The sequence below is a fragment of the Streptomyces sp. NPDC096324 genome (genome assembly GCF_044763015.1).
Taxonomy (GTDB): Bacteria; Actinomycetota; Actinomycetes; order Streptomycetales; family Streptomycetaceae; genus Streptomyces.
Map to the genome: position 1 here is coordinate 1 of NZ_JBIWFK010000008.1, position 12,085 is coordinate 12,085.

Sequence of the window (12,085 nt, forward strand, 5' to 3'; positions counted from 1 at the left end):
CCAGTACCGACACGATGTCCTCGACGGCTGCCTCATCGGCACCGGCCTCCGACGCCAACCACCATGACGACATCACGCATTCAAGGTCAGTAGGTGTCCATAAGGACGGGCTCGACGCTACGGCGCCTTCGCGATGAGTCGATATCGGTGGGGGTCTCGTCGGGGTGCGACTGCGGTCCCACGGGCAAGATGACTCCTTGAGGCTGGCCTGAGCCTGATCGCGGCAGCAGTTCGCGTTCTGCTCTGGTCGAATTCCAAACGTCCGTGACGCCCGCCCTGTGCCACTGCCAAGAGTCACCGGACGAGCCACAGCCATGGTCGTGAGAATCACCGGTTTGGCCAACCGGCGATCCGCCGCTATGTTGCCGCGCTGCTTCGGCCACCCAGACCCATGGAGCTGTGGCGCCTCCTCCTTGAGGCGGGATACGAGGGGCCTGGGCCAGCTGACCCATGGCGGCGCGTGGTCCGACTTCCGGTCGAGAGCCTTCGCTCCTGACTGCCGTTCAGACCGTCTGAGTGACGGTGATCACGGACGTCCTTCGGGGGTGCTGCGTAGGCTTGGGCGGTCGCCCCGGTGGGGTCCGCGTGAGTGGACGAAGTCCTCCCCGGCTACCTGACGGGACGTCAGAAAAGTCAGCAAGTGGTCAGCATGAGTCCTGAAAAACCTGGGGACAGCTGCCCGAACATGCGACTGGTTGTAGGGTGCGGAAACAGCCCTTGACCTGCAAAAATGCAGGCAGGGAGCCTACTTGTGGGAGTGCCTCGATGTTGCGTACAATGTTCAAGTCCAAGATCCACCGTGCCACGGTCACCCAGGCCGACCTGCACTACGTCGGATCCGTCACCATCGACGCCGATCTGCTCGACGCCGCCGATCTGCTGCCCGGCGAGCTCGTTCATATCGTCGACATCACGAACGGCGCCCGCCTGGAGACGTACGTCATCGAGGGGGAGCGGGGCTCCGGTGTCGTCGGGATCAACGGAGCCGCGGCGCATCTCGTGCACCCCGGTGACCTGGTGATCATCATCAGTTACGCTCAGGTGACCGACGCCGAGGCGCGGGCGCTGCGGCCGGCGGTCGTGCACGTGGACCGTGACAACCGGATCGTGTCCCTCGGCGCGGACCCGTCCGAGCCGGTACCGGGCTCGGACCAGGAGCGCAGCCCGCAGGCCGTGCCCGTCACCGTCTGAGCGACGGCGCGGCGGTATCGCAGGACCCCAGGACTCAAGGACCCGAGGAGTGCCCGTGAGCGACATCGAGATCCGCGACGACCGGCCGGCCGGCCGCCTCGAGGCGTTCGCCGGAGGCCAAGTGGTCGGGCACATCGAGTACTTCGTCCTGGAGGAGCCCGCGCGGGCCCTCGTCCCGGTGCACACCATCGTGGAACCGGAGCACGAGGGCCGGGGCATCGCCGGCTCCCTCGCCCGCGAGCTGTACGGCATCGCCGCCCGCGAGGGTGTCGTCGTGGCGCCGCTCTGCCCGTACGTCGTGAAGTGGGCCGCGCGGCACCCCGAGGAGGCTCCGGCGGCCGACCCGGCGCTGCTTGAGGCCGCCATGGAATGGCTCACCGCACACCCCGGCCGCTTCTGATGACACCGGACCCGGTCCGGCCCTCGATGCGGGCCCCTGTCTGGTCCGGCGCACAGACTTCGGTTCAGTCCGGCGCCCAGACTTCGGTTCAGCCCGGGATCCAGGCCCCGGTCCGGTCCGGGGCCCAGGCTTCGGTCCAGTCCGGCGTTCAGGCGTCCGTCCAGTCCGGCGTTCAGGCCTCGGATCCGGCGTCCACACCGGCCCCGGCCCCTGTCCCACCCCGGTTCGGGCCCCTCGCCCTGTTGCACACGTCGTCGGCTCACATCCCCGTCTTCGACGCCCTGCGCGACGCGGACCACCCGGGCCTGGAACTGCGGCACCTCGTCGACGAGGAACTGCTCGCGAGGGCCCGACGCGAAGGGCCCGAAGCCGTGGCCGACGAGGTTCGGGCGCTGCTGGCCGACGCCGTCGCCGACGGTGCCCGGGCCGTCCTGTGCACCTGCTCGACCATCGGCGCGATCGCCGAACGGACCGACGCCGGCGTGCCCGTGCTGCGCGTGGACCGCCCGATGGCCGCCGCCGCGGTGGCCGCGGGCTCCCGGGTCGTCGTCCTCGCGACCGTGGCCAGCACCCTCGAACCGACCGTCGCCCTGGTCGAGGAGGAGGCCCGCCGCGCGGATCGTCCCGTCGAGGCCCGTACGGCCCTCGTCGACGGCGCGTGGGCGCTGTTCGAGGCCGGTGACACGGACGGCTGCGCCCGCGTGGTGGCCGAAGCCGCCGACACGGTCGCCGACGCCGACGTGATCGTCCTCGCCCAGGCGTCCATGACCGCGGCCGGGGGACTCACCTCTACCGCGGTGCCGGTGCTGTCGAGCCCCCGCCCCGGACTCGCGGCCGCGGCGGACGCGGTCCGCCGGGTGCACGCGGCCGGGTAGCGAAGAGAGCGGGGAGCGAAGAGGCCGGGGAGCGAAGAGGCCGGCGCGCCCCGGCTTCGGGCCTCCCGCCGATCCCCGGCCCGTCGGTGCACCCCCGCTTCGGGCGTCCCCGGCTTCGGGCCTCCCGCCGATGCCCGTCCCGTCGGCGCACCCCCGCTTCGGGCGTCCCCGGCGTCCTTCCCGGCGGCGCCCCCGGCTTGGGCCGTCCAGGCGGCCTTCCCCGCGCGACGGGGTGAGTGGGGGTCCGGGTGCTGGGTACGCGGGAGACAAGTCCAGAGGGCCGACGTACCGACTGGCTGGAGGACGCCATGACGCAGCCGTATCCCGATCCCGTGCCGCCGGCACCCACCCCAGGACCGAGTCCCGAACCCCCGGGGCCGTCACCCTTCCCGGACCCGGTGCCGACCCCGGGCGGCCCCGACCCCGTACCGGGACCGAACCCCGGCGGCCCCGACCCCGTACCGGCACCGCCGGGACCGAACCCCGGCGGCCCCGACCCCGCGCCGGTACCGAAACCCGGACCGCCCCCGGTACCGAAACCCGGCCCCACGCCGGTGCCGGACCCCGGCGGTCCCGGTCCCGCACCCGGTCCTGAGCCCGTACCCTCCCCGTCCCCGATCCCGAAGCCGCCGGGCCCCGATCCGGTGCCGGAACCCCAGCCTCGGCCGGGGCCGCTCACCTGACGCCCCCGGCGGGCCGGCCAACCCCGGTCGCCGGGGTCCTGAGCGATGTCAATACACTCCCGCGCGTGAACGACATACGGTGCACGCAGTGCGGTCATGTGGGGCTGGAGCCGGGCTTCGTCGAGGACTCCGGACAGGGCGCCCGCGGGTTCGCGCGGTGGGTCGAGGGCGTGCTCCAGCGGGGACCGCTGGGCGGCGCCCGACTGATGGGCCGGCCGCGCTGGCAGATAGACGCGTTCCGCTGCCCCAACTGCGCGCACCTGGAACTCTTCGCCGGCCAGCGCGGCTAGGCATCCGCTGACCACCGCGCCCCGGACACGCCGAGGCCGTCACGCGTCCCGTTCCGGGAAGGTGACGGCCTCGGCCGAGCGGGTGTGTCAGGGGCGCCCGGTGACAGCCCGCGGGGCGACCGCTACGCCTCGACCTCCGACCGGTCGCCGCCCCACAGCGTGTGGAACGACCCCTCGCGGTCCGTACGGCGGTACGTGTGCGCTCCGAAGAAGTCGCGCTGTCCCTGGGTGAGCGCGGCCGGCAGGCGCTCGGCGCGCAGGGCGTCGTAGTAGGCGAGGGCCGCCGAGAAGCCCGGGGTCGGTACGCCCTGGAGGGTCGCGGCGACGACGACCTCGCGCCAGTTGTCCTGGGCCGCCGCGATCTCCTGGGCGAACGTCGCGTCCGACAGCAGGCTCGGCAGGTCCGGCCGGGCGTCGTACGCGGCGCGGATACGGTCGAGGAAGGCCGCCCGGATGATGCAGCCGCCGCGCCAGATCGAGGCCACGGAACCGAGGTCGATGTTCCAGTCGTACTCGTCGCTGCCCGCGGTGATCTCGTGGAATCCCTGCGTGTACGACACGATCTTCGACGCGTACAGCGCCTGCTCGACCCGGTCCGCGAAGGCGGCGGCCTCGGACTCGTCGAGCTGCTGTGCCGTCGGACCCCCGAGGTCGCGCGAGGCCTCGCGCAGACCGGCGTGTCCCGACAGCGAGCGGGCGAAGACCGCCTCGGCGATGCCCGACACCGGTACACCCAGGTCCAGCGCGATCTGCACGGTCCAGCGGCCGGTGCCCTTCTGCTCGGCCCGGTCCTGGACCACGTCCACGAACGGCTTGCCCGTCGCCGCGTCCACGTGCGACAGCACCTCGGCGGTGATCTCGATCAGATACGAGTCGAGCCGCCCGGTGTTCCACGTGCGGAAGATGTCCGCGATCTGCGCGGGGGAGTACCCGGCGACGTCGCGGAGCAGCTGGTAGGCCTCGCCGATGAGCTGCATGTCGGCGTACTCGATGCCGTTGTGGACCATCTTCACGAAGTGCCCGGCGCCGTCGGGACCCACGTGCGTGACGCACGGCGACCCGTCGGCGGCCTTCGCGGAGATCTTCTCCAGCATCGGACCGAGCGAGGCATACGACTCGACCGAGCCGCCCGGCATGATGCTCGGCCCGTTCAGCGCGCCCTCCTCGCCGCCGGACACGCCCGTGCCGACGAAGTGGATGCCCTGCTCGCGCAGCGCCCGCTCACGGCGCCGGGTGTCCGCGAAGTGCGCGTTGCCGCCGTCGATGATCATGTCGCCGGGCTCCAGGAGCGGGGCGAACTCCTGGATCACCGCGTCCGTCGGCTCGCCCGCCTTCACCATGATCACCAGGCGTCGGGGCCGCTCCAGCGCCGCCACGAACTCCTTCGCCGTCTCCGCCGCCACGAACGTGCCCTCGTGGCCGAACTCCTCCACCAGCGCGTCCGTCTTCGCCGACGTGCGGTTGTGCACGGCGACCGCGTACCCGTTGCGCGCGAAGTTGCGGGCGAGGTTGCGCCCCATGACCGCGAGACCCGTGACGCCGATCTGGGCTGAAGTGCTCATTCGGTTGGCTCCTAAGAAGTGCGGTAAGTCCGTTGGCCGGTACGGGAACACTTCGGCACAGATGCCGCCGGTCGTGCCCGTCCGTGCCGCTCGCCAGTATTGCCCCAGGCCATCCTGACGTGTCGGACGTGTCCACGCAGGGGAACGTACCGGCGCCGCGAGGGCGGATTTCGGACAGTCCGCGCGGCGCGGCCCCGCCGCGGCGGGCGGACGCGGCGGCTCGTACGCGGTGCTCGCTCCCGGGCGGCCACGTCCGGGGAACGGGCCCGGCGCCCGTCGCCGGACACGGGAACCCGACGTCGGCGGGCCGTGGAGCGGCGGGCGGCGCACCCCGGTCCCGGGCCGTCACGGTCACTTACCGTGGTGCGGGCGTCCGGTCCGGCGCGGGTCCGGGATTCGGTCAACAGCCTTTTCGGAGCGACCGGTTGCCGCCTTGTCCCGGCCTGTTCCCAACGCTTACTTTTGCCGCTCCTGACGCATGTCTAGGGGGGCTCCCTCATGGCCGTACGCGGCCGGCACCGCCGGTATCAGCCGAACAGGATCAACCGCGCGTCGCTCACCGTCACGGCGGGCGGCGCCGGGATCGCGCTCCCGCTGGTCGGGGCAGGAGTGGCCCACGCGGCCGACGTCGGGACCTGGAACAAGGTGGCCGCCTGCGAGTCCAGCGGCAACTGGAGCATCAACACCGGCAACGGCTATTTCGGCGGCCTGCAGTTCACCCGGTCCACCTGGGAGGCGTACGGCGGCAAGGCGTTCGCCCGGCGCGCGGACCAGGCGACGAAGGACCAGCAGATAGCCGTGGCCGAGAAGGTGCTGAAGGGGCAGGGGCCCGGCGCGTGGCCGGTCTGCTCGGTCCGCGCGGGGCTGACCAGAGGGGGCGCGGCCCCCGACATCAGCCCGTCGGGGACCGCGCCGCAGACGGCGAAGCAGCGTTCGGTGCGGGACGTGAAGCCGCAGACCACGCCGCAGTCGCGGGCCGGTACCGCCGAGATGTACACCGTCGTGCGCGGCGACACGCTCTCCGGCATCGCCGACTCCCGGCACGTCCAGGGCGGCTGGCAGGGGCTGTACGCCGCGAACCGCTCCACTGTCGGCTCCGACCCGGACCTGATCCTGCCGGGCCAGCGGCTCGCCCTGGGCGGCAAGGCCCAGGCACCCGCGCACACGCCCGCCAAGAGCCCGTCGAGGACGACCGGGCGGACGCCCGCGAAGAAGGCGCCGACGACGACGCCGGCCAAGAAGTCCACGGGCGGCAGGACGTCCTCGCACACGACGACCCCCGCCAGGTCCGGGACGCACACGCTCGTGGCCCCGGTCCACGCGGCGACGGGCACGCCCTACCACGCCACCGGCTCGCACTGGTCGAAGGGCTACCACACGGGCGTCGACTTCCCCGTGCCGACCGGCACCTCCGTCGCGGCGGTGGCCGCCGGGCACGTGGTCAGCGCGGGCTGGGGCGGCTCGTTCGGCTACCAGGTGGTGATCCGGCACGCCGACGGCCGCTACACGCAGTACGGCCACCTCTCCGCGATCTCCGTGAAGGAGGGGCAGAGCGTGGTGGCCGGCCAGCGCCTGGGCCGCTCGGGGTCCACGGGCAACAGCACGGGCCCGCATCTGCACTTCGAGGTGCGGACCGGGCCCGGCTTCGGTTCGGACATCGACCCGTTGGCGTACCTCCGGGCCGGCGGCGTCAGGATTTGACTCGGGTGCGGTGGTGGCTGACGAACGGGATCGGCACGTACGGCACACCGAGCATGACGGTCAGGTGAGGCAGCTCGTCTTCGCCCGCCGGCGGGCGGGGGGCGACGACCTCCCTCGCCGGCACCGCGGCCTTCGCCGGAGCCGGCACGAACGCCCCCGCGATCACTGGCTGCGGTACCACCTCGGCCCGCGGAACCGGGGGGAACGCGGCGTCGTCGCCCGCCCGCGGAACGGGTGCCGGGTGCCCGGCACCCGTCGGCGACGCCGGTACGAATCCGTCCGCGTCCCCCGTGGGCTCGGGCAGTGCGGCCAGCAGTTCCGCCACGGCCGCCTCGGCGGGCGTGAGAGTGCCGAGCCCGGCGACGGCCGGCTCCGCGAGGCGCGGCCGTGCCACGGCCGGTTCGGGGAGCCGCGGCTCCGACGGGGCCGCGAGGGCCACGGGAACCGGGTTCGCCGCGGGCCGGTGCTTCGCGTCGGCCTGCTGCCCGGCGTCCGCCTCCGGCAGGGCGGCCGCCGGCTCGGCGGCGGGCTCGGCGGTGGCCACGGGTCGCTCCCCGGCGGCGATCCGCTCGGTCGTCAGCAGGATCAGACCGCCGGCCGCGACGACGCCGCAGCCCAGGGCGAGCGCGGTGCCGGCGGTGCCGTAGCGGAAGGTCTCGCCGAACATCGTGATGCCGACGGCCGCCGCCACGACGGGGTTCACGACCGTCAGCGTGGCCAGCGGCGCCTCCAGGCCGGCGCCTCGGTACGAGGCCTGGGAGATCAGCATGCCGGCCGTCGCGAACACACCGATGGCCGCGAGGCTCGACAGGTCGGCGAGCGAGACGTGCCGCGACCAGTCGACCGCGACGGTCTTGGTGAACACGGAGGACATGCTGAAGGCGACACCCGCCGCGACCGCCAGCAGCACACTGCGCACGGCCGGGTGCCGGTGCGCCGCGCGCCCCGCCACCATCAGGGCCGCGACCGCCGCGCCCGACACCACACCCAGCGCGAGGCGCTGGGCATGGCTCAGGGACTGCGCGTCGGACGCCCCGACCAGGGACAGCAGACCCGCGAGACCCACGGTGGCCATGATCGCGCCGCGCCAGGCGGCGGCTCCGGCCCTGCGGCCGACGAACAGCGCCGCCATCGGCAGCGCGAAGACGATGGTGAGCGCGCCGAGCGGCTGTACGAGGCTCAGCGGGCCGAAGGCGAGGGCGACCACGTGCAGCAGGCCGCCCAGGCCGGTCAGCCCGACGGCCGCCCACCAGCCCGGCCTGCGCAACGGAGCGTAGGTCTGGCTGGGAGAGGTCACCGCGACCTGCTCCTGGATGATCGCGCCGCCCGCGTACGCGACGGCTGAGACGAACGAGAGCACCACGGACAAAGCGAGGGCACTCATGAGTCCCTCCTCTGCGTACGGCGCGGAGCGGCGGCCCGGCGCGACGAACGGTCGGCTTCCATGCAAACAACGATGCCGTGCGATTTAGTTCTCGTCGTCGTCCCTGAGCAGTCAATGGGTCCTACTGCCGATGGAGTACGAATCGCCCGGTGTCCTCCCCAGGGTGGGCGACACCACGGACCGATCCACTGGTGGTCACCCCTAGGGGGCTTGGTACTACTGGTCTTCGTGGACCTCGACCCCCGCCTCTCGGCGCTCGACGCGCTCGGCGGCTTCTCCGTACTACGCACCGGCGTACCGCCGGGCGCCGCCCTGCCCACCTTCGCGAGCGCCTGCGCCGAGCCCGGATCCGGGACGCCCGCGGAGGTTTACGGAGATTCGATGACTTTCCGCGTCCTCGAGGTCGCGCAGAGCATCCGGGCGCCGGAGGCGCGGGTCGCGGTCTCGGTGGCGCAGCAGGGTCTCGCGGCCCGCTTCTGGTCGATCGCCCTCGGCGCCGCCGCGCTCTGCGGCCGGCTGCCCGACCTCGATCCGGAGCTGCTGCACTGGAACCCGGCCGCCGGCGCCCCGGACGACCTGTGGCTCCGCGAGGTCCGCTTCCGGCCCGTGTCCGATCTCGACGCGATCGTGCGCGCCGGGCTCCTCGTACCGCTGAGCGCGGCCCTGCGCGCACGCCACCGGGTCTCACCCGCCCTGTTGTGGGGCAACGCGGGTTCCGCCCTGGCCGGGACCGTGCGCCAGCTCGACCGCTGGGCGCTCGCGCACGGGCGCCCGGACGTGGGGGAGCGGGCCAGGGCGCTGGCCGGCCCGCTCTTCGCGCACCCCGACCTCGCCGGCACCCTCGACCCCGGGACCCTGCGCCGCCGGAGCTGCTGTCTCTACTACCGGGTGCCCGGCGGCGGAGTCTGCGGCGACTGCTGCTTCGAGCGTCCACCGCGTCCGGCGCCCCGCCCCTCCTGACCGCCCCGGTCCGGCTCGGCCCGACCGGATGTCAGGGCCGACCCGACCCGGGTGTCCGGCGGACCCGACGCCCACGCCCCGCCGGACCTGACACAGGGGTGCTTCTCGCGGTCTTCCGTATCGGCTTCAACTGAGTGACCATGAGGGGCACCAACCGGCTAGGACGGGGGTTCTGTGTGCGCGTGGGACTGCTGACCCGGGAGTATCCGCCGGACGTCTACGGCGGTGCGGGCGTCCATGTCGAGTTCCTCGCGAGGGAGTTGCGGGCCCTCACCGAACTGGACGTGCACTGCTGGGGCGAGGGCGCCGCCGGCGGGGTCGTCCGCCACCGGCCCTGGAACGCGCTCGACGGTGCCAACGACGCCCTGCGCACCTTCTCCGTGGACCTCTCCATCGCCGCCGCGCTCGAAGGCCGCGACCTCGTCCACTCCCACACCTGGTACGCCAACCTCGCGGGACACCTCGGAAAGCTCCTGCACGGCATTCCGCACGTGATGACCGCCCACTCGCTCGAACCGCTGCGGCCCTGGAAGGCCGAGCAGCTCGGCGGCGGCTACGCCCTCTCCGGCTGGGCCGAGCGCACCGCCGTCGAGGCCGCCGACGCCGTGATCGCCGTCTCCGGCGCCATGCGCGACGACATCCTCGGCTGCTACCAGGGCCTCGACCCGGCCAGGGTGCGCGTCGTGCACAACGGCATCGACACCACCCTGTACCGGCCCGACCCCGGCACCGACGTCCTGGAGCGGATCGGCCTGGACACCGCTCGCCCGTACATCCTGTTCGTCGGCCGCATCACCCGGCAGAAGGGGGTGCCCCATCTCCTGCGCGCGGTACGGGACATCGACCCGGCCGCCCAGGTGGTGCTGTGCGCGGGCGCCCCCGACACCCCGGAGATCGACCGCGAGTTCCGCGAGCTGTACCAGGAGTTGAGCGCGGTGCGGCACGGCGTGCACTGGATCCCGCAGATGCTGCCGCGGCCTGATGTCATCCAACTCCTCACCCACGCCGCCGTGTTCGTCTGCCCCTCGGTGTACGAGCCGCTCGGCATCGTCAACCTGGAGGCGATGGCCTGCGGAACGGCCGTGGTGGCCTCGCGCGTCGGCGGCATTCCCGAGGTGGTCGAGCACGGCGAGACGGGCCTTCTCGTGCCGCTCCAGGGCGACTTCGAGGCGGAGCTCGCGACGGCTCTGGACTCCGTGCTCGCGGACCCCGCCGCGGCACGGCGCATGGGCGAGGCCGGACGGCGGCGCGCGGTGGGGGAGTTCGGCTGGGACGCCGTGGCGCGGAGGACCGTTCGGTTGTACGAGGAAGTCCTCAAAGCGGGGTAACCGTTCAGACAGGCGAACTTCGGAACGCGGGGCGGGGCCCGGGCAGCCGGGCACGGCCCCACCGGGCGTAGAGGGGCGGCGGCATGCGGCGCGGTGGGCGCGGTGGACCTTCGGTGCTGGGAATCGTACTGGCGGGCGGTGAGGGCAAGCGGCTGATGCCGCTCACCGCGGACCGGGCGAAACCGGCGGTGACCTTCGGCGGCACGTACCGCCTCGTGGACTTCGTCCTCTCCAATCTCGTGAACGCCGACATCCTGCGCATCTGCGTGCTGACGCAGTACAAGTCGCACTCGCTGGACCGGCACATCACCACCACGTGGCGGATGTCGAGTTTGCTCGGCAACTACGTGACCCCCGTTCCGGCCCAGCAGCGGCTCGGGCCCCGCTGGTATCTCGGCAGCGCGGACGCGATCCTCCAGTCGCTCAACCTGATCCACGACGAACAGCCCGAGTACGTCGCGGTGTTCGGCGCCGACCACGTCTACCGGATGGACCCCCGGCAGATGCTCGCCCAGCACATCGAGAGCGGGGCCGGCGTGACGGTGGCCGGAATACGCGTGCCGCGCGCCGAGTCGTCGTCGTTCGGGGTCATCAGCCCGGGGTCCGACGGCCAGAGCGTGCGCGGTTTCCTGGAGAAGCCCGCCGACCCGCCGGGCCTCGCGGACGACCCCGAGTGCGTCTTCGCCTCGATGGGCAACTACCTCTTCACCACCAAGGCGCTGGTCGAGGCGCTCCAGCGGGACGCCGAGGACGACGACTCCGTCCACGACATGGGCGGTTCGATCCTGCCCGCGCTCACCGAGCGGGGCGAGGCGCGGCTCTACGACTTCAGCGACAACCACGTGCCCGGCGAGACCACCCGCGACCAGGGTTACTGGCGTGACGTGGGCACCCTCGACGCGTACTACGACGCCCATATGGATCTGATCGCCGAGCGTCCCGCGTTCAACCTGTTCAACCGGAGCTGGCCCGTCTACACGAGCTCGGGGCAGCTCTCGCCGGCGCGGTTCAACGCGGGCGGCATCGCCAGCGAGTCCATCATCAGCGCGGGGTGCCTGATCCGCGGGCAGGTGACACGGTCGGTGCTGTCACCGGGCGTGGTCGTCGACCCCGGAGCGGTCGTGCAGGGCTCGGTCCTGCACGACAACGTCAAGATCGGGCGGGGCGCCGTGGTGCGCGGCGCGGTGCTCGACAAGAACGTCGAGGTACCGCCGGGCGCGACGATCGGCGTCAATCCGGAACGCGACGCCGACCTCTACACGGTCTCCAAGGCCGGGGTGATCGCCCTGGGCAAGGGCCAGCGCGTGCCCTGACCGGCTTCACGTGCCGGCGCGTGCCTCGACCGGCTCACGGGTCGGCGCGTGGCTTGACCGGCTTCACCGGGCCAGGCGCGTGCCGTCACCGGCTTCACGGGCCTCGCGAGAGGCGGTACGGGGCCGGGAGCCGGCACGCGTCCCGGGGCACCGCGCCGCGCGCCCGGCGCCACGGCGACTTCCGGCCGTTGTCGGACCCCGCTTGTCATGTCCCTGGACGGGCCGCGGAATCCCGTGCTGGGATGCCAACTGCCGCCGATGACAACGTTGTACAACCTGACAACGATGTCATCGTTCGGACGGTCCCGGCGTACAGCGCCCCGGCGCGACGCGTCCCGCGGGATTCCCTCCGGTTGCCCGGAAAGCCGGTCCCCCGCCCCGACCATGCATGAGGACAA

At 72.8% G+C, this 12,085-nt stretch carries 10 protein-coding genes; 8 read left to right on the forward strand and 2 right to left on the reverse strand.

Annotation, left to right across the window (positions count from 1 at the left end):
- Window positions 1–765: 765 nt before the first annotated feature.
- The 4 genes from panD (at window position 766) to ACIQ7M_RS22530 (ending at window position 3,439) form a co-directional block, all read left to right on the forward strand.
- Window positions 766–1,191 (forward strand): aspartate 1-decarboxylase, encoded by a 426-nt coding sequence (gene panD / locus ACIQ7M_RS22515; protein ID WP_355767909.1) that lies wholly within the window; start codon window positions 766–768, stop codon window positions 1,189–1,191.
- A 55-nt stretch (window positions 1,192–1,246) separates the two neighbouring features.
- Complete coding sequence (locus ACIQ7M_RS22520) at window positions 1,247–1,591, forward strand: GNAT family N-acetyltransferase (protein WP_403647018.1); 345 nt, start codon at window positions 1,247–1,249, stop codon at window positions 1,589–1,591.
- 242 nt (window positions 1,592–1,833) lie between these two features.
- Window positions 1,834–2,466, forward strand: a complete 633-nt coding sequence (locus ACIQ7M_RS22525) for an aspartate/glutamate racemase family protein (RefSeq protein WP_403647021.1) — start codon at window positions 1,834–1,836, stop codon at window positions 2,464–2,466.
- A 748-nt stretch (window positions 2,467–3,214) separates the two neighbouring features.
- Entirely contained in the window at window positions 3,215–3,439 is a 225-nt protein-coding gene (locus tag ACIQ7M_RS22530) for a hypothetical protein (protein WP_355767913.1), read from the forward strand.
- Between the two features lie 122 nt (window positions 3,440–3,561).
- On the opposite strand, the gene gndA is transcribed toward ACIQ7M_RS22530, so the two are convergent.
- Window positions 3,562–5,001 carry an NADP-dependent phosphogluconate dehydrogenase gene (gene gndA / locus ACIQ7M_RS22535; RefSeq protein WP_403647025.1) on the reverse strand — a complete coding sequence of 480 codons (1,440 nt, stop codon included), beginning with the start codon at window positions 4,999–5,001 and terminating at the stop codon, window positions 3,562–3,564.
- Between the two features lie 498 nt (window positions 5,002–5,499).
- On the opposite strand from gndA, the gene ACIQ7M_RS22540 reads away from it, so the two are divergent.
- Window positions 5,500–6,702, forward strand: coding sequence for a transglycosylase family protein (locus ACIQ7M_RS22540; RefSeq protein ID WP_403647028.1), 1,203 nt, complete (start codon window positions 5,500–5,502; stop codon window positions 6,700–6,702).
- Here ACIQ7M_RS22540 and ACIQ7M_RS22545 read toward each other — a convergent pair.
- Window positions 6,692–8,086 (reverse strand): DMT family transporter, encoded by a 1,395-nt coding sequence (locus ACIQ7M_RS22545; protein WP_403647030.1) that lies wholly within the window; start codon window positions 8,084–8,086, stop codon window positions 6,692–6,694. The genes ACIQ7M_RS22540 and ACIQ7M_RS22545 overlap by 11 nt on opposite strands.
- A gap of 210 nt (window positions 8,087–8,296) precedes the next feature.
- Between ACIQ7M_RS22545 and ACIQ7M_RS22550 the strand changes: the two genes are divergently transcribed.
- The 3 genes from ACIQ7M_RS22550 (at window position 8,297) to glgC (ending at window position 11,687) form a co-directional block, all read left to right on the forward strand.
- Window positions 8,297–9,046: a (2Fe-2S)-binding protein gene (locus ACIQ7M_RS22550; RefSeq protein WP_403647033.1), complete on the forward strand. Its 750-nt coding sequence runs from the start codon at window positions 8,297–8,299 to the stop codon at window positions 9,044–9,046.
- 176 nt (window positions 9,047–9,222) lie between these two features.
- Window positions 9,223–10,374 carry a glycogen synthase gene (gene glgA, locus ACIQ7M_RS22555; protein ID WP_403648172.1) on the forward strand — a complete coding sequence of 384 codons (1,152 nt, stop codon included), beginning with the start codon at window positions 9,223–9,225 and terminating at the stop codon, window positions 10,372–10,374.
- 83 nt (window positions 10,375–10,457) lie between these two features.
- Entirely contained in the window at window positions 10,458–11,687 is a 1,230-nt protein-coding gene (gene glgC, locus ACIQ7M_RS22560; RefSeq protein WP_355767930.1) for a glucose-1-phosphate adenylyltransferase, read from the forward strand.
- Window positions 11,688–12,085: the final 398 nt, after the last annotated feature.